24 protein-coding genes and 1 pseudogene are annotated in these 25,733 nt (G+C 65.2%); 8 read left to right on the plus strand and 17 right to left on the minus strand.

What is annotated here, in order from left to right; all coding sequences use genetic code 11:
* Window positions 1–198: 198 nt before the first annotated feature.
* The gene (locus PO883_RS20875; RefSeq protein WP_167090752.1) at window positions 199–444 is read left to right on the plus strand and encodes a hypothetical protein; all 246 of its coding nucleotides are present in this window, start codon (window positions 199–201) and stop codon (window positions 442–444) included.
* Window positions 445–490: 46 nt separating this feature from the next.
* Here the strand turns inward: PO883_RS20875 and PO883_RS20880 are convergent, their stop codons facing one another.
* A complete protein-coding gene (locus tag PO883_RS20880; RefSeq protein ID WP_289311453.1) occupies window positions 491–1,528 on the minus strand; it encodes a choice-of-anchor A family protein in 1,038 nt (345 codons plus the stop codon).
* 236 nt (window positions 1,529–1,764) lie between these two features.
* On the opposite strand from PO883_RS20880, the gene PO883_RS20885 reads away from it, so the two are divergent.
* Window positions 1,765–2,265, plus strand: a complete 501-nt coding sequence (locus PO883_RS20885; RefSeq protein WP_289311454.1) for a hypothetical protein — start codon at window positions 1,765–1,767, stop codon at window positions 2,263–2,265.
* Window positions 2,266–2,306: 41 nt separating this feature from the next.
* Window positions 2,307–4,271, plus strand: coding sequence for a GAF domain-containing protein (locus tag PO883_RS20890; protein WP_289311455.1), 1,965 nt, complete (start codon window positions 2,307–2,309; stop codon window positions 4,269–4,271).
* A gap of 28 nt (window positions 4,272–4,299) precedes the next feature.
* On the opposite strand, the gene PO883_RS20895 is transcribed toward PO883_RS20890, so the two are convergent.
* From PO883_RS20895 to PO883_RS35160, 4 genes are all read right to left on the minus strand, one after another.
* Window positions 4,300–4,929, minus strand: a complete 630-nt coding sequence (locus PO883_RS20895; RefSeq protein WP_289311456.1) for an RES family NAD+ phosphorylase — start codon at window positions 4,927–4,929, stop codon at window positions 4,300–4,302.
* Complete coding sequence (locus PO883_RS20900; RefSeq protein WP_289311457.1) at window positions 4,926–5,357, minus strand: hypothetical protein; 432 nt, start codon at window positions 5,355–5,357, stop codon at window positions 4,926–4,928. Before PO883_RS20900 ends, PO883_RS20895 begins: the two co-directional genes overlap by 4 nt.
* A gap of 79 nt (window positions 5,358–5,436) precedes the next feature.
* On the minus strand, window positions 5,437–6,942 hold the full coding sequence (locus tag PO883_RS20905; protein WP_289311458.1) for a response regulator: 1,506 nt from the start codon (window positions 6,940–6,942) through the stop codon (window positions 5,437–5,439).
* A 173-nt stretch (window positions 6,943–7,115) separates the two neighbouring features.
* Window positions 7,116–7,853 carry a DNA-formamidopyrimidine glycosylase family protein gene (locus PO883_RS35160; protein ID WP_289311459.1) on the minus strand — a complete coding sequence of 246 codons (738 nt, stop codon included), beginning with the start codon at window positions 7,851–7,853 and terminating at the stop codon, window positions 7,116–7,118.
* A 160-nt stretch (window positions 7,854–8,013) separates the two neighbouring features.
* Between PO883_RS35160 and PO883_RS20915 the strand changes: the two genes are divergently transcribed.
* Window positions 8,014–8,508: a DUF3016 domain-containing protein gene (locus PO883_RS20915; protein WP_289311460.1), complete on the plus strand. Its 495-nt coding sequence runs from the start codon at window positions 8,014–8,016 to the stop codon at window positions 8,506–8,508.
* A 37-nt stretch (window positions 8,509–8,545) separates the two neighbouring features.
* Here PO883_RS20915 and PO883_RS20920 read toward each other — a convergent pair whose 3' ends face one another.
* From PO883_RS20920 to PO883_RS20960, 8 genes and pseudogenes are all read right to left on the minus strand, one after another.
* On the minus strand, window positions 8,546–9,472 hold the full coding sequence (locus PO883_RS20920; protein WP_289311461.1) for a hypothetical protein: 927 nt from the start codon (window positions 9,470–9,472) through the stop codon (window positions 8,546–8,548).
* A 26-nt stretch (window positions 9,473–9,498) separates the two neighbouring features.
* Window positions 9,499–9,981, minus strand: a complete 483-nt coding sequence (locus tag PO883_RS20925) for a hypothetical protein (protein ID WP_289311462.1) — start codon at window positions 9,979–9,981, stop codon at window positions 9,499–9,501.
* A gap of 16 nt (window positions 9,982–9,997) precedes the next feature.
* The gene (locus PO883_RS20930) at window positions 9,998–10,588 is read right to left on the minus strand and encodes an RNA polymerase sigma factor (protein ID WP_289311463.1); all 591 of its coding nucleotides are present in this window, start codon (window positions 10,586–10,588) and stop codon (window positions 9,998–10,000) included.
* Window positions 10,589–10,641: 53 nt separating this feature from the next.
* Window positions 10,642–11,085, minus strand: coding sequence for a thioesterase family protein (locus PO883_RS20935; protein ID WP_054266069.1), 444 nt, complete (start codon window positions 11,083–11,085; stop codon window positions 10,642–10,644).
* Between the two features lie 131 nt (window positions 11,086–11,216).
* Window positions 11,217–12,644: a sorbosone dehydrogenase family protein gene (locus tag PO883_RS20940; protein ID WP_289311464.1), complete on the minus strand. Its 1,428-nt coding sequence runs from the start codon at window positions 12,642–12,644 to the stop codon at window positions 11,217–11,219.
* Window positions 12,645–12,720: 76 nt separating this feature from the next.
* Window positions 12,721–13,926 (minus strand): MFS transporter, encoded by a 1,206-nt coding sequence (locus PO883_RS20945; protein ID WP_289311465.1) that lies wholly within the window; start codon window positions 13,924–13,926, stop codon window positions 12,721–12,723.
* A 106-nt stretch (window positions 13,927–14,032) separates the two neighbouring features.
* A pseudogene (locus PO883_RS35165) lies at window positions 14,033–16,001 on the minus strand (putative bifunctional diguanylate cyclase/phosphodiesterase).
* Between the two features lie 246 nt (window positions 16,002–16,247).
* Entirely contained in the window at window positions 16,248–16,784 is a 537-nt protein-coding gene (locus tag PO883_RS20960; protein WP_167088948.1) for a DUF882 domain-containing protein, read from the minus strand.
* 337 nt (window positions 16,785–17,121) lie between these two features.
* Here PO883_RS20960 and PO883_RS20965 point away from each other — a divergent pair, with 337 nt between their 5' ends.
* Both PO883_RS20965 and PO883_RS20970 read left to right on the plus strand, forming a co-directional pair.
* Entirely contained in the window at window positions 17,122–17,907 is a 786-nt protein-coding gene (locus PO883_RS20965) for an NF038120 family PEP-CTERM protein (protein WP_167088947.1), read from the plus strand.
* 19 nt (window positions 17,908–17,926) lie between these two features.
* Window positions 17,927–21,085: a S8 family serine peptidase gene (locus tag PO883_RS20970; RefSeq protein WP_289311468.1), complete on the plus strand. Its 3,159-nt coding sequence runs from the start codon at window positions 17,927–17,929 to the stop codon at window positions 21,083–21,085.
* A 109-nt stretch (window positions 21,086–21,194) separates the two neighbouring features.
* Here the strand turns inward: PO883_RS20970 and PO883_RS20975 are convergent, their stop codons facing one another.
* From PO883_RS20975 to PO883_RS20990, 4 genes are all read right to left on the minus strand, one after another.
* Window positions 21,195–21,662, minus strand: coding sequence for a hypothetical protein (locus PO883_RS20975; RefSeq protein WP_289311469.1), 468 nt, complete (start codon window positions 21,660–21,662; stop codon window positions 21,195–21,197).
* A 52-nt stretch (window positions 21,663–21,714) separates the two neighbouring features.
* Window positions 21,715–22,488 carry an SDR family NAD(P)-dependent oxidoreductase gene (locus PO883_RS20980; RefSeq protein ID WP_289311470.1) on the minus strand — a complete coding sequence of 258 codons (774 nt, stop codon included), beginning with the start codon at window positions 22,486–22,488 and terminating at the stop codon, window positions 21,715–21,717.
* 82 nt (window positions 22,489–22,570) lie between these two features.
* A complete protein-coding gene (locus PO883_RS20985) occupies window positions 22,571–23,158 on the minus strand; it encodes a TetR/AcrR family transcriptional regulator (RefSeq protein ID WP_289311471.1) in 588 nt (195 codons plus the stop codon).
* A gap of 60 nt (window positions 23,159–23,218) precedes the next feature.
* Window positions 23,219–24,133: a LysR family transcriptional regulator gene (locus PO883_RS20990; protein ID WP_289311472.1), complete on the minus strand. Its 915-nt coding sequence runs from the start codon at window positions 24,131–24,133 to the stop codon at window positions 23,219–23,221.
* 107 nt (window positions 24,134–24,240) lie between these two features.
* On the opposite strand from PO883_RS20990, the gene PO883_RS20995 reads away from it, so the two are divergent.
* The gene (locus tag PO883_RS20995) at window positions 24,241–24,864 is read left to right on the plus strand and encodes a glutathione S-transferase family protein (protein WP_289311473.1); all 624 of its coding nucleotides are present in this window, start codon (window positions 24,241–24,243) and stop codon (window positions 24,862–24,864) included.
* Window positions 24,861–25,688, plus strand: coding sequence for a pyridoxamine 5'-phosphate oxidase family protein (locus PO883_RS21000; protein WP_167088941.1), 828 nt, complete (start codon window positions 24,861–24,863; stop codon window positions 25,686–25,688). The genes PO883_RS20995 and PO883_RS21000 overlap by 4 nt, the downstream gene beginning before the upstream one ends.
* The last annotated feature ends 45 nt before the right edge of the window (window positions 25,689–25,733 follow it).

A 25,733-nucleotide genomic window follows, 5' to 3' on the forward strand; every position in this document is an offset into this window, starting at 1 on the left:
AGCGAGGCCGCCGGCGCGGCGCCATGCGCATGCGACAGACTGCATTTTTGACGGGGTGGACGGTGCGTGCCAAGGGGGAGCCGGTGCCTGCGCGCGTGCCGTGGCGCGGCCGGGTCCGGCTTACCCAAAACGCAATTTTCTTCCTTGAAATTCCCACATCATTGCCTATACTGAATATTCTGTCGGATGGAGATGCATATGGAATTTGTACACTATTCAGGGGACCGGTGGGCGCTGGCGGCGGGCGACTTCGTGGCGCGCCAGTTGCGCATCCTGCTCGCGGGTGGCGGTCCCAAGGGGCCACCGTCGGCGCCGCCGGCCATTCCACCGATTATCATCAATCCGTACAACTACGGCACGCCGGCACCGGCCATCGATCCGCGCATTCCGCCGCCGGGTCCGCCGCTGCAGCCGCCCGCGCCGCCGCGCCAGCGGTTCGCATGAAAAAAGCCCACCGGAACAGGTGGGCTTTGTCTTCTGGCGCCAGGGCTTAGTGGGTGCGGCGGCGCGTCAGGGCGAGCATGAGTGCGCCAGCGAGCAGCAAGGCACCGCTGGTCGGTTCCGGTACCGGTACCGGCCCGGGTCCCGGGTCCAGGTGGCCGTCGAACGCTTGCAAATGCAGTTCGCCGCGCTGGTCGAGCGACTTGACGAACACGCCGCCCTCGATGTTCTGGTTGTTGGTCAGGCGGGCCGAGGGCGCCAGGATGGCGCCGCCGAACTGGGCGTTGGTGGTGATGCTGGTGGCGTGCTGGAAATTCCAGATCAGCTTGCTGCCCAGGGATTGCGCGGAGCCGCCCAGGAAGTTGGCGCCGATGGTCGCGCTCTCGTCGCTCGCGTTGAGGATCACGGTGGTGGCGTCGCCCAGGTTGAATTCGAATTCGCTGGCCTTGAACACGCCGGCGTCGATCAGGTTGAATACCGCAACGCCGCTGGCATTGGCCACGGCGTTGAAGGTGGCCTTGCCGTAGCCGTTGAAGGTGACGCTGCTGCCGGTGCCGCTCATTTTCCCCAGGCTGGCCGACAGCGCGCCCAGCGTGGCCGCGAAATCGGTCGAGTGCGAGGCATCGGCGTTGGCCTGCATGGTGTTGTCGAGCGCGAGCACGCGGCCGCCATTCGTATTGCTGGCGCTGAGGCTGCCGCCGACCCAGGCTGCGCCGTTCAGATTACTGTTGTGGACGTCGCCGTAGATCACGCCGCTGCCGGCATTGATGGTCGCGCCGCTCAGGTTCCCCCCGATCACGGCGCCGCCGGCATTGACCTTGACCTCGCGCGCATTGCCCATCACGGTCAGGCCGGCATACTTCGAGGCCGGCATGTCGTTCACGTGCTGCGCGTAGTCGCCGCCGGTGGCGCTGCCGCCGACCCAGGTGCGGCCATCGACGTGCGATTGCGAGTTCACGTCGGTCAAGACCACGGCGTTAAACCCGTGCAAGATTTGCTGGGTGGTGAGCGGGGTGGCCAGTGCGGGCGCGGAGAACATGGCGGTGGCGAGGGCGGTAGCGGCGAGACGAAGGTGACGGGCGATCATGGGATACCTGTGAACTGCGAAGGGGATGTTGCGGCGCAATATATACGTGCAGCAATGTTACCTTTAATTCAATGCAGAGGCGATCATGGAATGAGAGTTCCCGCTCTAATTTCTGCTTTTGCGGCAGTCGCGGCGTGCTGCGGATGGCGCCGCCGGCGCGGCCCGGCCCTGTGGGATATGTCGAATTCGACTATCATTCTCCTTTCGGGCGACGCCCGCACCATGAATGCGATCTCATGACAGAAGAATTCCCCGACGACAGCCCCCAGGACGACGACGCGCCCGTGCAAGAGCCGCGCCTGTGGAAAGGCAATGGCTGGACCGCGCGCGTGATCAAGAACGAGGATGACGAGGGCTGGGCCGTGGCCATGATCAAGGATGGCGAGCCGGAACCGGCCCTGGTCGGCCCGTGGACCATGGGGCGCGACAAAAAGAATCCCAAGCCGCTCGACACGAATGCCTTCAACACCCTGGTCAAGACCGCCGCCGAAGTGCTGCGCCGCCATGAGCAGCAATTGCACGCCCTGCTGCACAAGAGCACCGTGGTCTCGCACGAAGGCGCCGACATCAAGGTCACCCTCGATATCGTGCCCGACGACGAGCATCCTTATGCGCTCTTGGCCGCCATCGACGAAGAGGGCGAACGGATCGCCCAGGTGCGCATTCCCGCCAGCTTCAAATTAACCCCCGCCAGCGCCACAGCCTGGGTCGAAAACGACTTTCGCAACCCGTCTTGACCTGCTAGTATTTCCCTGATGCACTACTAAAGGGAAATGCGATGGAGAGCCGTCTCGACCGCCTGGAAGCCGTCCAGGCCATGTTGCTGGGCATCGGACAGATCTCGACGGGGTGCACCGACATCACCGACTTCGTGGGCGCGGTGCACCGCGCGCTGGGCCGCATCATGTATGCGGCCAATTTCTATGTGGCGCTGAGCGACCGCGAGGAGCACACGGTGCGCTTCGTGTACTACGTCGACGAACGCGACGCCGCGCCCGATCCCCAGGAAAAGCTGCCGCTGGCCTCGCCCGAGCAATCGCCCACCGCCTGGGTGATCATGAACCGGCGCAACCTGGTCATGACGGGCGCTGAAAGCGCCGCGCACCGGGTCGATGGCCACGCCTGGGGCCGCGGCACGCGCGCCGAGCAGTGGATGGGCTGCCCCCTGCTCGACCACCAGCATCAGGCGCTGGGCGCCATCGTGCTGCAAAGCTATAGCCCCGAACACAAGTACAGCGAGGAAGACCAGGCGCTGTTTTCCCTCATCGCCAACCACGTCTCGAATGCGCTGCAAGGCATCCAGAGCGTGGACCGGCTGGAACGCGCGGTGCACGAGCGCACGGCGCTGCTGGCGCATGAAGTGGCTGAGCGGCGGCGCGCCGAAGCGGTCCAGCATGCGCTGTACGAGATCGCCAATCTGTCGGCCTCGGCGGTCGACGCGGAGATGTTGTCGGGTAACCTGCACAACATCATCAGCGAACTGATGGTCGCCGACAACTTCCTGATCGCCCTGTATCACCCGGACACGCACGAGTTCAGCATTCCGTATTTTGTCGACCAGAAGCATGCGGAGGCGCCGGTCAAGCGTTTCGCTTACGGCGTGGGGATGAGTTCCTACATCCTGGACAGCAAGCAGGCTTGCCTGCACGATGCGGCCAGCTATGCGCGCCTGGTGGCCGAGCGCAGCATGGGCGAGCCGCTGGGCAGCGTCGAGATCGCCAGCTGGATGGGGGCGCCGATGCTGGTGCACGACCAGCCGTATGGCGTGATCATCGTGCAGAGCTACGATCCGGCCATCGTCTACACCGAGGCCGACCTGGAGCTGCTGGCCTTCATGGCCAGCCACGTGGCGGTGGCGATCGCGCGCATGCAGGCCGACCGCGCGGTGCGGGTGGCCAAGGAGCGCCTGGAACAGCAGAACGGCGCCCTGAACGCGGCGCTGACGGCGCTGCGCGATGCGCAGACCGAACTGGTGCGCCAGGAAAAGCTGGCCTCGCTGGGGCGGTTGGTGGCAGGCGTGGCGCATGAGATCAATACGCCGCTGGGCATTTGCGTGACCGCCACCAGCCATCTGGTGCAGGAATTGAAACTGACGCGCGAGGAACTGGCCGCCGGCGAGATGACCGAGGATAGCCTGGAACAGTTTTTCGACGTCCTCGACCAGTCGCTGCGCATCATGAGCACCAATACCCAGCGCGCGGCGGTGCTGGTGCGCAGTTTCAAGCAGGTGGCGGTGGACCAGTCGTCGGACGATATCCGCAGCTTTGACATGAAGGCCTACCTGGCCGAAGTGCTGCTGTCGCTGCAGCCGCGCCTGAAGGGGCGGCCCGTGAAGGTCGAGGTCGACTGTCCGGAGGATATTGTGCTCGATAGTTTTCCGGGGGCGGTGTCGCAGATCGTGACCAATCTGGTGATGAATTCGCTGGTGCACGGTTTTACGCGCGAGCAGGCGGGGACGATCTGGATCGAAGTGCGGCTCGACGGCGGGCAGGTGTGGTTCGATTACAGCGATGACGGTGCCGGCATGGACCAGGACACCCTGGCCAAGCTGTTCGATCCGTTTTTCACGACGCGGCGCGGGCAGGGCGGCAGCGGGCTGGGGGCGCACATCGTGTACAACTTGGTGACCGGGCCGCTGGGCGGGTCGGTCAAGGTGGACAGTGCGCCGGGGGAAGGCTTGCGCTACCGGTTGCGCTTTCCGCAGAGCCGCAAGCAGGTGGGGGCGGGAGTGGCGGCGGCTTAGCCCATCTGTCGGATGGTTGCTGGCCGGGTCAATGCCGTGGTTTGGAGGTTCGGCCACTGGACAGAATGATGACGTTAAACTTGCTGAGTAGCACGCTATATATTGGATGATTTTTCAATGGCACGACCGTAGGCGATCGCTGCAGGCAGGACCGTTCAAACAAGGCCACCGCACGGCCAGTGTTCATTTGCCGACTAACATATATGATCCCGTCCACATCTGGAAGTTGGTCATGCAACGAAGCACTAACAACCATGGAGTCCGTATAATCGTCGGACGAGCACAAGTCGTTGTTGAGGCCGATGGCTTTGAGATATGAGCCTGTGAGATTCACCAATCCAAGGAACGGCCTTTTCGGGCGCCGATAGCCCACGATATGCCTTGCCGCGATATTTCTCTCGTCGATGAACCATGCGCCGGCCGAAAAATGCCCGTTCTCGTGCAAGATGGTTTCTGCGAAAGCGACGTCCAGCGTAAGCGCAGCGTAGCTCGTCCCGAATACCTGGGCAGGATCGTCGAAACGGAACGCCTTGCTCTTTCCCCAGTATGGTTCGGTTGCCGGGAAACGGCTCAGCCGCAGTAGCCGGTTCACGTGGATAGGAAAAATGTGCAAGATCCCCGCTGCGGCGGCAGCCTTGAAGTCCCATCCGGAACTCAAGTGCGGGCCCAGTTGGCCGCGAGGCGCAGTACATCGGCAAGGTCACCATTGACAATGGTTCTACCACCCAATGCCCCGTGCCGACGCAGGAAAAACAGCAGTTTGCTGGACGGATCGACGTCCCCCAGCGCACGGTTGATACGTGCGAGTTTACCGCGTTCGAGCCTGAGTGCCTCGCGTGCGTACCAGTGCTTGCCATTCGCCCACACGGAAAATATTTCTCCACGCTTGCGTGCGGCATGCACTGCCTGCATGGTGGTGCTCCAAGCATGTGCCACTGTGCTGGCGTCGACAAGAACGCCATCCTCAATCCATTTTGTCAGCACAGCTTCGCCGCGCGCGAGCGCGCGCTTCGTCGCTTCTTCGTTGGCGCGCCTGATAGTATCGGTTGCTGTCGAGCCCGCTTGGGGATAGGTTGCTGCTGACATGAAGTATCCCTCGACTGTGAGTCATTTCAGTCTGATTTGGACACCCAAACGGCGCAAACGTTCCGAATAAACTAGCCGCTCAATCCGGCCAGCGCCGGTTGATCTCGACCGCCGCATCGATATTCGCAATCAGCAGCTCCACGAACACCGGATCGAGGTGCTGGCCGGAGATTTCGCGCAAGTGCGCCACCACCTCCTCCAGCGGCCAGGCTTCCTTGTAGCAGCGCTTGTGGCTGAGCGCATCGAACACATCGGCCACCGCCACGATGCGCGCATAAATATGAATATCCGGCCCCATCAAGCCCTGCGGATAGCCGCTGCCATCGAATTTTTCATGATGCTGATGCGCGATCACGGCCGCCGCCTTCAAGATCGGCCGCGACGACCCGTCCAGGATCGACAGCCCCACAGTCGGGTGCTGCTTCATGATTTCCCATTCCTCGGGCGTGAGCTTGCCGGGCTTGAGCAGCACCGCGTCCGGCGTGGCGATCTTGCCGATGTCGTGCATCGGCGCGGCATGCATCAGCACTGCCGTTTCATCGTCCGGCATGCCGGACGCCTGCGCCAGCATATGGCACACCTGCGACATGCGGCGTACATGGTTGCCCGCCTCGTTCGAGCGCGATTCCACCACGTCGCCCAGGCGCATGATCAGCTCGGCCTGGGTATCGGTGATCTCTTGCGTGAGCAAGATATTATCGAAAGCAATCGCCACGCCCGAACAAAATACTTCGAGCAGTTGCGCATCGATGTCGGCGATTTCCTCCACGCCCTTGAGCACCAGCAAGGACGCCTTGCCGCTGTTGTTGGGAAAGTAGCCGACATAGGTGTCGCCATGCAGGCGCGAAATGCGGTTGCTGTGCGCATCGTCGAGCTGGGCCATCAGTTCCGGGCCGAGCATGGTCTCGCCGATGTCGCCGATCTGGGCCAGGATTTCGTATTCGCTCTCGCCGGTGATGACGCTGGCGCCGGACAGGCGCAGCAGCATGCTTTTTTCCAGCCGCAGCAGGGCCACGACTTGCTGCAGCAAGCCGCTGGCGAAGTCCTTCAGGTTGCGCTGCTGGAAAATGTGCGAGGACGCCGCGATCACCCGCTCCAGGCCTTCGCGGTAATTGGCTTGCACCAGGCGCGCTTCCTCGACCTTCATGATGTCGCGGTAGGCGCGCAGGGCGGCGAAGGTGGTGGTGAACAGTTTGGTGCGGTCGAGCTCGGTCTTTTCCTTGTAATCGTTGATGTCGTAATTGACGATCACGCGCTCTTCCGGCGCCTGTCCCGGCTGCCCGGTGCGCAGCACGATGCGGGTGAACTGGTTGCCCAGGTCTTCGCGCATCCAGCGCGCCACTTCCAGGCCGCTGTCGTCGTGTTCCATCACCACGTCGAGAAACACCAGCGCGATATCGCTCTCGCGCGCCAGCACTTGCTTCGCTTCGGCGCCGGTGTAGGCGTGCAAGAAGGTCAGGGCGCGCCCGTCGAGGCGGAAGCGGCTCAGGGTCAGCTTGGTGATGTCGTGGATGTCCGGCTCATCGTCGACCAGCAAAACTTTCCATGGAGCGAGTTTGGGCGTGGCGGAGGACAGAAAGGACATGAACAAGTTCCGATACCGTTATGTTGCAAGGCAAGCGTATCGGTAGCCAGCAAGCTGCCGGAGACGCAGGGGGACCGTTCGATTGTAGACCGACTGCACCCTATTAACAACATGCAATACAAAACCCTGCCCGCATGCGCGACGATTGGTTCAGCGCTGTTGCAAGCGCGCCATCAGCCGTAGCGTTTTTGGCATTTCTCGCAGTAAAACGCGCGCCGTTTTGTCAGTCCCAGATGTCCTTTTGAAAACGCCATGCCGCAGCGCGGACAGGTGCTCTTGCGGTGCGCCAGCCAGTGCTGCTTGAGCACGAACTGCTTTTTCCATTCAAGGAAATCGAAGCTGTATTGACGGGCCTGCTCCACCAGGGCGCGCAGCTTGGGCGCTGGCAGCGCGCCGATGGTCGAGAGCGGATGCAGGCGGATGCGGAACAGCACTTCATTCTTGATGATGTTGCCCACGCCGGCGAAGATGGCCTGGTCGAGCAGGGCGTCGCAGGCCAGCATGCCGGGCGCGGCGCGCAGCTTCTTGCGCGCCTTGGCCGCGTCCCAGGCGGGCGACATGATGTCGGCGTCCCAGTCGTAGATGGCGTCGAGGTCGGGTTCGATGTGCTTGACCGAGCAGGCGTAGAAATTCAGTTCGCTGCCATCCGTAAATTCCAGCGCCATGCGCGGCGGCTTGTCCTTGCGTTCATCGATGCGGTAGCTGCCGAACAGCATGAAGTGAATGCGCAGCACCGTGTGCGGCAATTCGATGATGAAATGCTTGCCCCAGCTGCGCAGCGAGACGATTTTTTTCCCCTCCAGGCTGGCCAGGTCGACGGTCCTGGTGTTGCCGCTGGCACGGGCAATTTCCTTGCCGACAAAACGCGTCGTTTCTTCGCGCAGGATGACGAGCGATGGTCCTTCGGGCACGGTGCTCTCCTTTTTTGCCGATTCTGGATTGAATGCGGAAAAGGCACCGTGAGGCCGCTAACATTTCGATACAAAGGGCGACAATTCATGCGCCGACGGCGTTCTCAAAAGCGCGTATATTTCATGCTGAAGAAGCGCGTTGCGCATCGAAAGGATCAACATGACTACCGTATTGACGAAGGTGTTGCAAGCAGGTGCGCTGGCGGCGCTGATGGCCCTGCCGGCCAGTGCCGCCACGGCCGCGGCATCGGTCTCGTATGCCGAACCGGACCGCTTTACCGACGTGCCGTTCGCACCGTGGGAGCGCGAGCGCGTGCTCAAGCAGCTGACGGACCATTTCGACAAACTCGCGGCCAGCCTGCCGCCCGGGCAGGAACTCAAGGTGGAGGTGCTCGACCTCGACCTGGCCGGCCAGGTCAAGCCGAATTTTCGCGGCGGCCAGGATTTGCGCGTGATGAACGGCGGCGCCGACTGGCCGCATATCCACTTCCGTTACAGCATTGCCGAAGGCGGCAAGGTGATCAAGTCGGGCGAGGAAAAACTGAGCAATATGCAGTATCTGAACCGCATGAACCAGTACGGCAACAACGAGTTGCTGCGCTACGAGAAACAGATGCTCGACGATTGGTTCAAGCAGACGCTGGCGGCGCGCTAAGCGTCCTGTGCACCTGCCGCGCTCCAAGCGCGGCGGCTCAGCGGCTGGCGGCCGCCCTGGCGCGCTCGGCCAGCACATCCCGGACCGTGTAATCGGCCGGCACGGCAAACAGCGCCGGCGCCGGTTCATCGCGCTTGAGATTGGTCAGGCGGTAAGTCCGCTCGCCGCTGCGCGGGTCGCTGTGCTTGCTGTACATGGTCACCTTCAGGTCCGGCGCATACCAGCTTTCGTGCGACACCACGATGGCGTTGCGGTTGCCGACTTCGCCGGCGGGAATCTCGTAGGTGCGCAGCTTGCCGTCGGCCTTGACGCCGTCGACCTCCTTGCTGCCCAAGTCGCGCGTGCTGGCTTTGGCCGCCCAGCGCACATCGCCGAAGGCGCCCGCCATGGCCGGGCCGAGGCGCGTACCGGCCATGCTGTCGGCGATCTGGATGCGCACCTTTTCCTGGAACTGCTTGCGCGCGTCGCCGCCGGCCCGTTCGACGCCCTTGACGATCACCTCGTCGGCGGCCTCAAGGCGGCGTTCGGGCGGCTTGCCATCGGCGCGCAATTGGGCTACCCGGGCCTGGGCCGCGGCGCGCGCCGTGGCGCTCGGGTCGGCCACCCTGGTCGCCGTTTTCTGGCGCGGGTTGAGGATGTGGGTGACGCCGTCGGCCGGCTCGTACAGGGTGATGGTGCGCACCTCGCCGCTGGCGTCGCGGATTTCCTGGCGCGTGCGGCCGGCGCTGTCGCGGTAATTCATGGAAATGCTGGTGCGGCTGATCTCGTTGCCGTCGGCCAGGCGCTGCAACTGCTCAAATACCGCTTCGGCGCTGTACGGCGCGTTCTTGACGGCCTTGCCGTGCATCGGCATCAGCGGTCCGATAAAGCGCAAGGGATCGGGCGGCGTGGCCACGGCGGCTTGCGCCGCGGGCAGCAGCGCGCTGCCGATCAGGACGGCGAACAGGAGTCGGGTCGTGTGCATGATGCTTCCTTCGAGGTTGAATGGGATTACTGTGAACTCAGGCGCAGGGCCAGCGGCACGCCGTCGGCGCCCACCAGCATTTCGGCACGCACCGAGTCGCCCGCCGTGTCCGGGCTGACCGGCACCCCGAGCGCCGCCAGTTCGGTGCGCGGCAGGCTGGTTTCGAGCATGCGCGGGTTCGGTTCCTGTTCGATCCGTTCTTGCGATACGAGGGCGATGAAGGCCAGGCCGTCGTCAGGGTGCGCCGGCGGCGCCTGGCCGGCGCCGCCGGGCAGGGGCGCGCGCAGGACCAGCACGGCCAGCAGCGCCGCCGTGGCGCCGCCCAGGCTGCCCGCCAGGCCCCATTGCGCCGGCGACAGCCGCTGGTACCAGCGCTTGCGCGCAAACTGCGCGGCAAAGGCGGCCATCAGGGCGTGTTCCACGCGCGCGGGCGTGCTGCAAGCGGCGCTGGCGCTGCGCAAGGCGGCCAGCGGGGCGGCCAGGTCGGGGTCAGGGACATCGTGGTTCATGGCGCTCTTTCGGCAATCAGTCATGCAGGGCGGCGGGACGGTGCGCCGCCAGCCGTTTGGCCAGCGCGGCGCGCCCGCGCGCGAGGCGCGAGCGCACGGTGCCGATATCGATCTGGCAGATGGCGGCAATCTCCAGGTAGGACATGTCGTGCAGCTCGTAGAGGATGACGGCGTCGCGGTAGTGCGGCGGCAGCAGGCTCAGTGCGCGCCGCACCTGTTCGGCCAGTTCGTTGTCGAGCAGGCGTGCCAGCGGTTCGCCTTCGTCGCTGCCGGCCTCGCACGCGCTGTCGTCATCGTCGCCGGCATCGGGCAGGCTGGCCAGGCGCAGGCGCGGCTGTTCGTGCTTGAGGATCAGCTTGCGCGCCACGCCGAACAGGAAGTGCAGCAGCAGCCCGCGCAGCGGATCGTAGCGCAAGCTTCCGGTCAGTAAACCCATGAACACTTCCTGGACGATATCGGCCGCCGTGTCGCCCGAGCCGGTGCGCAGCAGGGCGAAGCGGTACAAGGGCGCCTGGTGGCGCTGGTACAGGGTGTGGAATGCCGCGCCCGCGCCATTGCGCAACTGGTGCAGCAGGTCGGTGTCGGGAGGTGTGGGCGGCATCGTCATGGTGGTCTCGTCCCTGTATTGCCGCCCGCGGACGAAAAAGTTCCAACTATTTTTTAATCGATCCAGTTCACGCGCGGGAATTTGGCGCGGAACTCGTCCGGCATCGTCACCACTTGCGTGCTCTTGTAGTTGAAGAAGACAAAACCGGACTTGGCCATGGCGATCTGTTTCTTGTCGCGCGGACGGGTCACGCGGAAGATCAGGTCGCCGCCGTATTTGTTGAAATCCATCACGCCGACCTCGAACAGCAGCTGGTCGCGCGCGTGCGCTTCGGCGCGGTAGGTGGTGGCGAGGTCGGTGACGATGATGCCGGTGCCGTCGCGCTCGGTTTCGGCGACGCCGAATTCGTACAGGAAGCGCGCCCGCGCCTCGGAAATCATCGAAATCATCGAGTCGTTGCCGAGGTGGTTGGCACCGTTGATGTCGGTCACGCGCACGGTCAGCGGGGTCGTGTAGTAATACTGCTCTTCCGGAAAATCGAGGATCAGGCGGGCCATAGGGGTACCGGTTGGTAATGGACGGGGCAAACGCCGATTTTAGCGCGTCATGCCCCGCCCGGTCGATTTGTTACCGCGTCGGCTAGCGCGCTGGCGAGCGCGTCGCCTGGCGCGTCGCCTGGCGCGTTGTCTTACGGCGTGCCCGCGCGCACGATCCGGTAAACCTTGCCGCTCGCGGCGATCAGGTACAGCTCGCCATTGCCATCCTGGCCGAACGATTGCACGCCATCGATGTCGGGAATGGTCCAGCTGGTCTGTTCGGTGATGCTGTTGTCCTTATACAGGAAGCTCTTGAGGTAGCCGCCGCAATAATCGGAATAAAAGTAGCGCCCCGCCAGTTCGGCAATCGCCTTGCCCCGGTACACATAGCCACCCGTGATCGAGCAGCCGTTGACGCTGCCGTGATCGTACTCGAAGGCGGGCATGGTCAGCCCGGACTTGTTGCAGATGGCCGCGTTGTAGCAGAGCGACGCTTCCATGATGTTCCATCCATAGTTCAGGCCGCCCTGGGACACGGCGGCGATATCGACTTCCTCGCGCCTGGACTGGCCGACGTCGGCGATGTACAGGTGGTCGGCGTCGAAGGCATAGCGCCATGGATTGCGCAGGCCGGACGCCCAGATCTCGGCGCGGCGCCCGGACTGGCCGGCGAAGGGGTTGGTCGCTGGAATGACGTACGGCTGCGCGCCGCGCGCATTGGCGACGTCCAGGCGCAGCATTTTGCCGAGCAGGTTATTGAAGTCTTGCGCATTGCCGTTGGGGTCGCCCGTGCCGCCGCCGTCGCCCGTGCCCAGGTACAGGAAGCCGTCCGGGCCGAAGCTGACCAGGCCGCCGTAATGGTTGGTGGCGCCGGGGTGGGGGATGCGGATGATTTCCAGCACGGCCGATGCTTCGGCCAGGTTGCGGTTGGCAGCGGACACGCTGTGCCGTTCGACCACGATGTCGTTGCCGGCGCCGGTGTAATAGATGAAGAACCAGCCATTGCTGGCGTACTGGGGATGGAAGGCCAGCGACAGCAGGCCGCCTTCGCCGCTGGCGCCGACCCGGTTGCGGATGTCGAGGAAGGGCGTGCCCAGCAGTGCGCCATCCTGCATCACGAGGATGCGCCCGCTGCGCTCGACGATGAACTGGCGCGCGTCGCCGGCTGGCGCGGTAAGGAACACGGCGCCGCTCACGCTGGCCACCTCGCGCACGGCCAGCGCCAGGATGCTGCTGCTGTAGCTGACGTTGACCACGGCGGTGGCGCCATCGGCCACGGTGGCGCTCTGGACCGGGGCGGCGGCACTCCAGCTCATGTTGCCGCTCAGGATGCTGTCGGCGCTGACGGTGTAGCTGCCGGGGGCCAGGCCCGACAAGGTCTGGCCGCTGCCGATGGTTTTTGCGTAGGATGCCGGGCCGCCGATGTGCACCGCCGCCGGCAGCCCGGCCGGCAGGTTGGCCAGGTTGACGGTCAGGGCGCCGTTGCCGGCCGGGCGCTTGCCGCCATCCGAGCCGCCGCAGGCGGACAGCAGGAGCATGGCAAGCGCGGCCAGGACGGTCCGCAGGTGGGGTGTGGGCATGTCATCCTCCGCAGTGTCTTGAGCGATTGACAATACGGGCCGTGCCGGCGGTGGTCTGTGCGCTATCGCACGCCGTTCAGCGGGCAGTGGCGGCAGCTGGGGTACCGCTGCGCACGGCTAACAGATAGAACAGGAGCGAGGCCAGCGAGCAGCCCAGCAGCAACGAAAACAGCATGGCTGGCGAGGCGTTGAACTGGAGCAGGGCCGCGATGGCGATCGGGCCGGCGGCACGCGACAGCAGCGCCGGCCCGGCCAGGGCGCCGGAAATGGCGCCATAGTTGCGCGCGCCGAACAGGATCTGCGGCAAGGTGCCGCGCACGATGGTCAGGATGCCGTTGGACAGGCCGTAGAGCACGCAGAACAGCGCCACCGCCGCCTGGTGCTGGCCCCAGAACAGCACGGCGAGCAAGGCGCCGGGCAAGAGCGCGAAGCAAAAAGTGCCGCTCGCCTGCGGGCGCGCGTGCCGGGCCAGGCGCATTTCGCCGATCCGGCCGGCGACCTGCATCGGCCCGATCAGCGCGGCCATCCACACCACGCTGGACAAGGCGTGTCCGTAGGATTGCAGGATGGGAATCAGGTGCGCCGACAGCGCCGAAAAAATGAAACTGTTGGCCGAGAAGGCAAAGGCGAGCTTCCAGAAGGCGGGATGGCGCAGCGCCTGGCCCAGGCTGAAATCGGTGCCGGTGGCGGCGTGTTTGTGCACCCCGGCTGCCTTGGTTGGCGTGCCCAGCAACAAGTGCAGCGGCAGGCACAGCAGCAACTGGAGCAGGCCGTAGGCCAGGTAGGTGGCGCGCCAGCCGGCGCTGCCGTTCAGGTGCACCGTCAGGGGCCAGAACACGGTGCTGGCGAAGCCGCCGAACAGGGTGATGGTCGAGATCGCCTTGCGCGCGCCGATGCCGAACAGGCGGTTGAGGGTGGCGAAGGCGGCCTCGTACAGCACGGCCGGCATGGCCGCGCCGAGCACGGTCCAGGCCAGGTAGTAGGCGCTGGGGCCCCGCGCCTGGCTCAGCAGGATGAAGCCGAGCCCGCACAGCAGCGAGCCGCCGGCCATGACCAGCCGTCCGCCGTGGCGGTCGATCAGCATGCCGGCCGGGGTGGCGCTGAGGCCGGCCACCAGCAGGCACCAGGAAAACGCGCCGAACACGGCGGACGCCGGCAAGCCCAGCTCGCGCGCAATGTCGTGCGCCAGCACGGCGAAGGCGTAGTACAGGGTGCCCCAGGACAGGACCTGGGTCACGGCGAGAATGGCGATGGTCTTGACGGTGCGGGGAGGGCGGTCCATGGAATGGCGTGCTTGCGCGTGGTTGGCGCAAGGGCGCATCCGATGATTGTACGAGCAAGTGGGAAATATTGCTGACGGTCATGTTATTTCCACGAATGAGGGCCGCTCAGGCGCTCAGCAGCAGCCGCCCGTACAGCAGCGCCTCGAACTCGTCCGGCGGCAGCGGTCCGCCGAACAGGAAACCCTGGCCGTAATCGCAGCCGGCGCGGCGCAAGATGTCGTATTGCTGTTCGGTTTCCACGCCCTCGGCGATGACTTCGAGCCCCAGCTTGTGCGCCATGACGATGATGGCCTCGCACAGCGCCACGTTGGCCGCGTCGTGCTCCAGGTTGTAGACGAAGGACTGGTCGATCTTGAGGAAGTCGAGGTTGAACTTGCGCAGGTAGGACAGCGAGGAATAGCCGGTGCCGAAATCGTCGAGCGAAATCTTGATGCCGGCCTGCTGGAAGGCCAGCAACTGCTTCATGACCGCACTGTTGGAGGCCAGCAGCAAGCCTTCGGTGATTTCCAGTCCCACCTCGGGCGGGCCGGCGCCGCCGCTGAGGTCGATGGCATTGTCGGTCAGCCAGTGGCGGCAATTGTCGCCATTGGTGTGATAGAACTGGGCTGGAGACACGTTGACGTTCACCGTCAGCTGCTGGTCGACGCTGCGCCAGCGCCTTGCGAAATACCCAGTTGCCGATCGTGACGATCTGCCCGGTGTGCTCGGCGATGGGAATGAAGTCGACCGGACTGACCGCCCCGCGCGCCGGATGCTGCCAGCGCACCAGCGCTTCGGCCTTGCGGATGCGGTCGTCGTGCATGTCGATGATGGGCTGGAAATGGAGCGCCAGCTGGCCTTCGTCGAGGGCCCGGCGCAGCTCGTTGCTGATCGCCATGCGCGCCTGCGCCGCCTCTTGCATGCTGGGCGTGAAGTAGGTGAAGCGGTTGCGGCCGTTGTCCTTGGACTGGTACATGGCCTGGTCGGCGTTGCGCAGCAGCTCGCCCGCGCTCTGCGCATCGCGCGGATACAGGGTGATGCCGATGCTGGCCGAGATATACGCCAGTTCGTTTCCGAGCAGGAAGGGCTTGGCCAGGTCGTTGCGGATTTTCTGGGCCACATCGGTGACCGTGTCGACGTTGTTCAGTTCGCTCAGGGTGATGGTGAATTCGTCGCCGCCCAGGCGCGCCACGGTATCGCTCTCGCGCACATAGGTTTGCAGGCGCTGGCCGACCTGCTTGAGCAGCATGTCGCCGACCTGGTGGCCGAGCGTGTCGTTGATTTCCTTGAAATGGTCGAGGTCGATGAACAGCAGGGCCAGCGGCAGCCCGCTGCGGTGGGCTTTTTTGATATCCATTTCCAGCCGGTCCTGGAACACGTTGCGGTTGGGCAGGCCGGTCAGGCGGTCGATATTGACTTCGCGCAGGGCTTGTTCGATCAGCTGGCGGTCGCGCACCTCGGTCGAGAGCGAGTAGGCTTGCTGCTGCAGGGAGGCGATCGTGCGCTGCAGCATGTGCACACTGGCCGCCGGATCGTAGCTCTCGGCCGGCAGCACGTGGCTGTGCAGGGTGCACACTTCGTCGAACATGGGCGCGTCGGCGGTGGACGGAAAGGCGTTCAGCGGATACGCGCACAGCAGCTCGAAATCGAACTGGCGCTGCAGGTTGTTGAAGAAACGCTCGACGCGGATGGCGGCATCGTGCTTGCCGACGGCATTGAGCGAGCGGTGCGAGGTGGCGCACAGGATCGCCACCATTTCGCCGAACACGCACACGCGCCCGCGGTGCTGCTCGCTGGCCTTGCGGATGACCTCGCCGATGGCGGTGCGGAAGCGGCGCTCGTCGGGCATGCCATTGTCCATGAACATGGGCAGCATGTGGTCGGCTTGCAAGGCCAGGTAGCTGCCGCCGGGATTGCGGCCTTGCGCGTCGACCAGGCCGCGCGCGAACAGGCTTTGGTGCAGCATGTCGAGATGGCCGCTGGTGGCGATGGCAATGCCTTTGTCGCCGCGTTCGAGGGCGTCGCCGATGTAGTCGGCCAGGCCCTTGATGAGAAAGACGTCGTCCTCGTAGAACTGGACCAGGTGATCGTTCATGCGCTACGTGCAGATGGGTGACTGAACTGGTTAGACGCCGCCTTGCGCAATAGGTTCCGGCGCCGGCCTGGAAAGGTCAGCGCGCCAGCCCGGCTGGCAGCGTGCGGCAAGGCCTGTCGATGGGCGCGGGCGCGCCCGCAGGCTGTCACGCCATGGCAAGGATGGCAAGCAGGCGGCGCGAGAGTGATGGCAAGGAAATAAGTCCGGGCGGCGGCGCCGGCGCTGCGGCGCGCGCCGTTCAGTGACTTACCAGCGGCGCAGGCGGCCGGTATCGAGGTGGACGAATTGCGAGTCGGGATAGTAGCCGACGCCGCCGCCGCGCGCGTTGAGCGCCGCCTTGTGCACATGCGCCAGGCTCTGGCCCGGCATGCGGATGTCGATGGCCTTGCCTTCGAGGTGCATGCTGTGGCGCGCCACGCCATCGCTGGCTTCGGCCAGCATCTGGTTGGTTTCGGGCGAGCGGTAGCCGGAAATGACATGCAGGACCGGGTCGCGCCCGAGCTGGGTGCTGACCCGGTTGAGCAGCACCAGCAGTTGCGGGTCGATGTGGGCAACCGTGTTGTTGCGGTGGTCGCGCAACAGCTTGTTGATATCGGTGAGCGATTCGGGCAGGAACTGGCCCTCGGCCCAGAACACGCTGCGCAGGCTTTCGCCCGTGTGGGTGTTATACAGGCGCAAGGTGCGTTCGCCTGGTACAGCCTTGGCGGTGCGGGCCATGGCGGGAAGACTCAGTGCCGATGCCAGTACAACCGAACTCTTCAGAAAGGAGCGGCGTGGGTTCATGATCGATCCTTACGCTTATAACGAATACCCATGATACACACCCTTGGCGCCGCGCGCACGCAATTACGCGCGCAAACGGAAAAAGAGTCAAGTACAGCTAACACAAACAATGTTGGCAAATGTGGTGAAATTGTCACGGACCATTTTGGCATCTTTTCATAGGGGAAACGAAACAAGCTTTGGTGAAATGATTAAAAATATGAATTATTTACGTTGAGATTATTGCTACAACAATTATTTCCTTTGCTATAGTCTTTTGCACTTTTAAGAAAAGTAGCAAGCAGGCACCTCGACCTGTACGCCCATTGATCGAAATAATTCAAACATAAGGCAAGAGATGAATCGCACAGTCACCCCGCTGGGTACCCCACGGCGCGCCACCCGCGCACTCCACACGATCGCAGCCGTAGCCGCCCTGATGAGCGCGCTGCCGGCCATGGCCAGTCCTATCACCTTCGAATCGGTCCAGCCGAACGCCCTGGTCAACGGCGAATCGGTCAGCGAAGGCGGCTACAACATGTTGATTCTCGGTAGTCCGATTGCCGATGAGCTGAGCCTGACCGGCCCGTTCGCCGCCATCGCCAACAGCAACGATCCGGATACCTGCTTCTCGATCGGTTGCCCGGCTGGCGCCAGTGGCAATTTTCTTGCAGTTATCAACGATGGCGGCGTGAAATTCACCCGTTCCGGCCACCAGTTCCAGATCGGCGGCCTGAGCCTGGCGTTCCTGCCACCGGTCAGCATCCCTGACGGCAACTATGGCTTGCTGCAATTTTCCGGCATCCGTGCCGACGGCACCGTGGTCTCGAGCACCTCGGAATTCCCCGGCCAGAACGGCGGCGGCAGCTTCACCTTCGGTTCGGCCCTGATCGACCAGAAATTCCGCAATGAAGTGCTGACCAGCCTGACGGTCAATGCCTGCCTGTTCGACGGCAATGGCGGCTGCTACAACTCGCTGGCCAATCCGGCCAACGGCCAGGCCCAGTTCGCGCTGGACGATATCAGCTTCAACGCCGTGCCGGAACCGGGATCGTTCCTGCTGGTGGGCCTGGGCATCGGCGCCATCAGCCTGACGCGCCGCCGCAAGGCCGGCAGCACCCCATCGACCCCGGTTACCCTCTAAGCACGCAAGGAATTCCAATATGACACTCCGCCCCGTTTCCCTTGCCGTCATGCTGATGCTGGCTGGCCTCGCCACCACCACCTCCGCTGACGAAGTTCGCCGTTCCTACATCGTGCAACTGGTCGACAAGCCGGTCGCCACCTACACCGGCCAGGTGGCCGGCCTGGCCGCCACCAAGCCGGCCGAAGGCCAGCGCCTGGACGTCGACGCGAGCGATGTGCAGAACTACATCAGCTACCTCGAAACCAAGAAATCGAAAGTCCTCAGCGGCGTCAACGCGGCCCAGGTCACCCACAAGTTCAACGTCGTCTTCAACGGCTTTTCGGCCATGCTGACCGACGCCGAAGTGCGCGCGCTGAAAAAAGATGCGGGCGTGGCCAACATCACGGCCGACTCCATCATGCAGATGGACACCAACTACACCCCGACCTTCCTCGGCCTGGATAAAACCGGCGGCCTGTGGGAACAGGTTGGCGGCAAGGTTGCCGCGGGCGAGAACATCGTCATCGGCATCGTCGACAGCGGCGTGTGGCCGGAAAATGCCTCGTTCGCCGACAAGGTCGACGCCAATGGCGTGCCGAGCCACTCGGGCACCACCCTGGCCTACGGCGCGCCGCCGTCAACCTGGAAAGGCAGCTGCGACACCGGCGAAGGCTTCGCCCTGACCAACTGCAACAACAAGCTGATCGGCGCGCGCTACTTCAAGTCGCCTACCCAGGCCCTGCACTGGACCGAATTTAGCTCCGCGCGCGACTCGGTCGCCGGCGCCGAAGGCCATGGCGGCCACGGTACCCACACCTCGACCACCGCCGGCGGCAATGCCAACACCCCGATCGTCAACGGCGCCTTGACCCTGGGTCTTGCCAGCGGCATCGCGCCGCGCGCCCGCATCGCCTCGTACAAGGTGTGCTGGACCGACGCCGCCTCCGGCAAGAACGGTTGCGCCACCGCCAACAGCGTGGCCGCGATCGAGCAAGCCGTCAAAGACGGCGTGAACGTGATCAACTTCTCGATCGGCCCGAACGCCGGCGGCGGCGCTTTCAACGAAGCGACCGAAGTGGCCTTCCTGGGCGCGGCCAGCGCGGGCGTGTTCGTGGCAGCCTCGGGCGGCAATTCCGGCCCTGGCGTGGCCACGCCCGCCCCGGTATCGCACATCAGCCCATGGCTGACCACGGTCGGCAACTCTTCCCACAACCGCCTGTTCGTCGGTACCGCCACCCTGGGTAACGGCACCAAGCTGACCGGTTCGTCGAGCAATGCCTCGACCGGCTCGGCGCCGCTGATCCTGGCGCGCGACGCCGGCCTGGCCGGTGTCGATCCGGCCCTCCCGAAACTGCTGCAGTGCTTCGGCGCGGCCGATGGCGAGCAGCCGCTGATCGACCCGGCCAAGGTGGCCGGCAAGATCCTGGTGTGCGACCGCGGCGCCAACGTGCTGGTCAACAAGAGCCAGAACGCCAAGGATGCCGGCGCCGTCGGTGCGATCATCGCCAACGTCGTCGTGACCAACAACGCCATCCTCAACCAGTCGCATGCACTGTCGACCGTGCACCTGCCGGTCGCTGAAGGCACCACGCTGAAAAGCTACATCGCCGCCAATCCGACCAGTGCCATCGCTTCGCTGGGCGACCTGAAAGGCGTGATCAATCCGAACGTGGCGGCACCGGTGATGAGCGGCAGCTCCTCGCGCGGACCGAACGTGGCCAACGCCAACATCCTGAAACCGGACGTCACCGCACCGGGCAGCGACGTGCTGGCCGGCGTCACCGCCGACCTGACCCGCGCGCAGCGCGATGCGATTGCCGCCGGCAATCCGTCGACCATGTCCGACTGGGCCTTCTACTCGGGTACCTCGATGGCCAGCCCGCACGTGGCCGGCCTGGCCGCGCTGCTCAAGCAACTGCACCCGACCTGGTCGCCAGCGGCCATCAAATCGGCGCTGATGACCAGCGCCGGCAGCACCCAGCCGGACGGCGTGACTGCGGGCGTGAAGTGGGATACCACCGCCAAAGCCACCGGCACCTTGCCATGGGGCCAGGGCGCCGGCCACGTGACGCCGAACGGCGCCGCCAATCCGGGCCTGGTGTACGACGCCAGCGAGATCGACTACGCACGCTTCCTGTGCGGCCTGAATGCCGGCGTGTACAGCGCCGCGACCTGCCAGGCGATCGGCACCATCCAGCCGTACAACCTGAACCTGGCGTCGCTGACCGCCAGTAACGTGCTGGGCAGCCTGACCCTGAGCCGTACCGTGACCAACGTCGGCACCACCGCCGCGACCTACAACGCCACGGCTAACCTGCCTGGCTACAAGGTCGAGGTGCAACCGCCGACGCTGACCATCGGCGCCGGCCAGAAAGCCAGCTTCAAGGTCAAGGTCACCCGCATCGATGCGCCGGTCGATACCTGGACCTACGGCAGCCTGGTCTGGTCTGACGGCGTGACCAACGTGCGCAGCCCGCTGACGGTGCGCGGTTCGGCCCTGGCGGCAGCGGCTTCGGTGTCGAGCGAATTTGCCACCGGCAGCAAGCTGATCACCATCGGCACCGGCTTCACCGGCGCCATGACGTCGGTCAAATCGGGCCTGCTGCCTGCGGTCGTGGAAACGCGCACCATCGGCGAATCGGGCACCGACGCCGATATCTACCAGGCAGCTTGCCTGGCCGGCGGTGGCCCTGGCGTGAACGTGCACACGGTCAACGTGCCAGCATCGACCATGGCAGCGCGCTTCTCGCTGTTCAACGACGATACCAGCGGCGGCGCAGCATCCGACCTGGACCTGATCGTGGTTGGCCCGAACGGCGCCATCACCTCGAGCGGCAACGGCGGCTCGAACGAGCGCGTGCAACTGGTTTCGCCAGCAGCGGGCGCCTACAAGGTGTGCGTGATCGGTTACGAGCCAGCCGGCGGCGAAGCCGAGTACAAGCTGTCGTCGTGGGTCCTGCCAGCAGGCGCCACCAACGGCAACTTCAAGGCACTGGTACCGGCGTATTCGTATGTCGGCGGCACCGGCACGGTCAGCATGAGCTGGTCGGGCCTGGCGGCCAACCAGCGTCACCTGGGCGCACTGCGCTATGTGGTGGCAGGCGCTACCCAGGGCATGACGATGGTTGAAGTCAATACCGACGATCCGCTGCCACAGTTCGACGCTCCGCGTCGCGCCGCGCCACTGGCGAAGTAAGTTCGGCAAGAGCAGGCGCGCCGCACGGCGCGCCTGTGAAAAAAGGCTGCGGCATTCTTGCCCGCAGCCTTTTTTTATGGCGCGCCGCTGCTTGCAGCGGCGCTATCGGTCAGCGCGCGTCGGTGCCGCCCAGGCCGCGTTGTTGCAGCACGCATTTGCCGGCGCTGCAGGTCGCGCCCGGGTCCTGTTCGACCGAGCAGGTCGACATCATGCCGCTTTTCTCGTTCACTTTCTTTTCGGCGGCCGCCTGTTCGGCCGCCAGCCGCGCCAGCAGTTCACCGTTGCTGCGCTTGGTCGACCATGGCAGGAAACCGGCCGGTCCGCCGCAGGCCTTGCTGCCGACCGGCAGGGTGCGGCACTGGCTGGCGTTGTCGCAGGCGGCATCGCCAATCTCGGCCGTGATGCGCGCGCCGAGCGAACGGGCCGTATCGCTGGTGGCCGCTGGCGCGGCCGGCGTAGGCTTGGCCGGCGCGGACGGCGCGGCCGGGGTGGAAGGTTCGCTGCAGGCGGTGCCGGCGGCAATCAGCGCGGCTGCGATACACAGGCGCAAGAAGGAGGAGGGGGCAGGTTTTTTCATGCCCCATCATCCCGGATCAATGCCCGCTTGGCAAGCGGGGCACGATTCGCTTTTAGTTACGTCCCGCCATCACGCCGCCATCCACATCCCACACCGCGCCCGTGACCCAGGCTGCGTCGTTCGACAGCAGGAAGGCCACTGTGTGCGCGATATCCTGGGCCGTGCCGATGCGCCCGATCGGGTGAAAGCCGTTAAAGCCCGCCAGCGCGGCCGCCACCTGGTCCTTGGGAATGAAACCTTCGTACACCGGCGTGTCGACCACGGCCGGCGAGATGGCGTTGACGCGGATCTTGTGCTGCGCCAGTTCCATCGCCAGGTGCTGGGTCAGCGCGTGGATGCCGGCCTTGGCCATCGAATAGGCCGACGACGGCGTGGCGGCGACCGCCTGGCGCGCCCACATTGAGCCGATGTTGACGATCGCGCCCGGCGCGCCGCGCGCCACCATCGACGCCACCACCGACTGGGTCAGGAAGAAAATGCCACGGTTGATCGCCTGGTACTGGTCGTAGTCGGACGCGCCGTGCTCCAGGAAAGGCTTGGGGAAAAAAATGCCGGCCGCGTTGAGGATCAGGTTGATGTGCGGATGGTCGGCCGCCAGTTGCTGGCGCAGGCGCGCCAGGTCGGCCTCGTTGCCGATGTCGCCGGCCAGGGTGTGCACGCGGCCGGGGGCGTCGAGCTGGTCGGCGGCGCGCGCATTCTTGGCCGCGTCGCGCCCCAGCAGCACTACCGCGCCGCCGCCGCGCAGCACCAGGCGGGCCGAGGCCAGCCCCATGCCGCTGTTGCCGCCCACGGCGAGCAGGGTTTGTCCTGCAAATGTGGTGTTCATATGATGCCTTTCTATACCAACTAGTTGGTAGGTTGTTGTTGCCAAAAAAATGCCGGCCAATGCCGGCAACCGGGATGCCGGATCAGACCAGCATGTTCGATACATAGGTGGTGCCCGCCAGGGCCGGGCTGGCGTCGCTGCCGAAGCCGCGCCCGACCATCATCGCCCCTTCCAGCGCGCTGAGCAGCCCGTAGGCTTGCGCATCGGCGCCGCCGCGCACGCGCAGCAGGCCGGCGCGTTCGCCCTCAAGGATGGTGTTGGCCAGCCAATCCAGGTTGAGCTGGAAAAACGCGCGCACTTCGAGCGCCAGCTCGGGCGACATGGCCGCCGCTTCCGCGCCCAGGATGCCGCACACGCACAGGCGCCGGTCTTGCTGGTAGGTGGCCGCGAACAGTTCGCCGTAGCGGGCCAGGCGCGCGGGCGCGTCCTCGCCGCGCTCGTCGATGGCACGCAGCAGGGTGGCGAAACGGTCGCCATAGCGCTGCACGATGGTGTGCACCAGATCGGCCTTGGTGCGGAAATGGTGATGGATGCTGGGCTTCTTGATGTCGATTTCGCGCGCGATGTCATCGTACGAAAAGCCGTTGTAGCCGTACTGCTGGATCAGCCGCTGGGCCGCGTCGACCACCCGCTCGGCCGAGGCCGACAATGTCGCAAATCGTTTTTCCACCCTGCCTCCGCTTGCCTACCAACTAGTAGGTTTGAATCATGCCGAAGCTTGCGCGCGGCGTCAAGCGTTTTTGGCGGGGGCGATTGGCTGGAGCACCGGCAAGGCGGTCAGGCGAGGGACGAGGAATTCGATGCAGGCGCGCAAACGCGGCGCCATGTGGCGCGCGCTCGGCACCAGCAGCTGCACCGGCAGCGGCGCCGGTTCGCAGGCGGGCAGCAGGCGTACCAGGGTGCCGGCGGCGAGCTGCTCGGCCACCTGGTAAGAGAGCGGACGGCCGATGCCGCGCCCGGCCAGCACCGCCAGCAGCATGGTATCGATTTCGTTGACGATCAGGCGCGGCGCCAGGCGCACGGCGCATTCGCGTCCAGCGTCGAGAAAACGCCATTCGGTGCCCATGCGCTGCTCGGAAAAGATGATGTCGTGGGCGTCCAGTTCGCGCGGGCTGGATGGCGTGCCGCGCCGCGCCAGGTAGGCCGGGCTGGCCACCAGCATGCGCCGCACCTGGCCAACCTGGCGCGCCATCATGCCGGTAGCGGGCAGGGGACCGATGCGCACCGCCAGGTCCAGGCCGTGCTCGATCATGTCCAGGTTGCGGTCGTTGAACACCAGCTCGACCTGCAGGGCCGGATGCAGGTCGAGGAAGTCGATCATGGCCGGGGCCACGTGGCGCCGCCCGAACACATTCGGCACGGTGATGCGCAGGCGGCCGCGCAGGGGCGCGTTGTCGTCTTCGCGCACGGCATCGTCGTAGTCGGCCAGCACGCGGCGCGCCATCTCGGCCAGGCGCAAGCCCGCCTCGGTGGCGGCCAGGCGGCGCGTGGTGCGCTCGACCAGGCGCGTGCCGACCCGCTCTTCCAGCGCGGCCAGGGCGCGCGTGACGGCTGGGGCCGAGCGGCGCAGGCGCCGTGCCGCGCCGCTCAGGCTACCGGCGTCGAGGATCGCCACGAAAATTTGCAACTCATCAAAACGGTCCATGCATTCTTTCGCCAATTGAAATAATCATTTTCAATTTACCACTATTCTCATTAAAACGTGCAAGGGGTAGCATGCATTTCCTTTTCCACTTTTTGAATCGAGATGCCATGCAAGCCACTTCCCTGATCCTCCACGGCCTGACGGTGTCGGGCCATGTCCACCGCGTCGAGCTGCTGCTGCGCATGCTCGACCTGCCGTTCCGCTTCGTGCCGGCGCCAGCCGAGGTGCGCGACAGCGCCGCCTTCCGCGCGCTCAATCCGCTCGGACAGATCCCGGTGCTGCAGGATGGCGAACTGGTCATCAACGACAGCAACGCCATCCTGGTCTACCTGGCCAAACGTTATGCGCCCGGCAGCGACTGGCTGCCCGAGGATCCTGCCGGCGCGGCCGCCGTGCAGCGCTGGCTGTCGATCGCGGCCGGCGAGCTGGCCTTCGGCCCGGCCAAGGCGCGCGCCAAGGCGCTGTGGAATGTCCCGGCCGACCTGGTCCAGACCAGCGCCGTGGCGCAGCGCCTGCTGGCCTTCATGGACCAGCATTTGACAGCGCACAGCTTCCTGGCGGCCGGGCATGCCACGCTGGCCGACCTGGCCTGCTACAGCTACGTGGCGCACGCGCCGGAAGGCGGCATGTCGCTGGCGCCGTATCCCGCGCTGCGCGCCTGGCTGGCGCGAATTGAAGCCTTGCCGGGGTTTGTGGCGCTGCCCGCCTCGCCTTTGCCGGCCGCCGCATGAACACGCCATTCCACGAAGGCGAGCTCAGGGCGCAGGCGCTCGCTGGCGTGAGCAGTTCGGGGAACGGCATCCGCGCCTTCATGCCGGACCAGCACCGCGACTTTTTCGCGGCGCTGCCGTTCGTGCTGGCGGGAACCGTTGACGCCGATGGCCGTCCGCGCGCCCGCGTGCTAAGTGGCAAGCCGGGGTTTATCGACAGTCCCGATCCGGCCACCCTGCGCATTGCCGTGGACGACAGCGGCATGCAGGCCGGGCAGGCGCTCGGGCTGCTGGGGCTCGACTTCGCCACGCGCCGGCGCAACCGCGCCAATGGCATGGTGCGCAGCGTGGGCGCGGGCGAGTTGCTGATCGAGGTGCGCGAGAGTTTCGGCAACTGCCCGCAGCACATCGTGCTGCGCGACGTGCATGCGGTAGCGGCTGTGCCGGCGGTGGTGCGCGAGTTCGACGGGCTGGATGAGCGCGCCATGATCGCGCGCGCCGAGACCTTTTTCATTGCCACCAGCGGCGGCGCGCACGGGGTCGACATCTCGCACCGTGGCGGGCCGATGGGTTTCGTGCGGATGGAAGGCGACACCTTGATCGTGCCCGATTTCGGTGGCAACCGGTTCTTCAATACCCTGGGCAACTTGCTGCTCGACCCACGCGCGGCACTGTTGTTCATCCATGACGAGACGGGCGCCGTGCTGGAGCTGGAAGGCCGCGCGCGTATCGTGTGGGAGCAGGGCGCCGCGGTGCCTGGACAGGCGGGTGGACGCCACTGGCGCTTCACAACGGAGCGCGGGCGCATCAGCCAGGGCGGCTTGCCTTTGCGCTGGAGGCGCTAAAGCAAGCAGCCCGAGCCCGCGACGGCCTGCGGCTGGCGCTGGCCG

Origin of the sequence: Massilia sp. DJPM01 (assembly GCF_030348125.1) — a bacterium.
In the GTDB taxonomy this organism is placed as follows: Bacteria; Pseudomonadota; Gammaproteobacteria; order Burkholderiales; family Burkholderiaceae_D; genus Telluria_A; species Telluria_A frigida.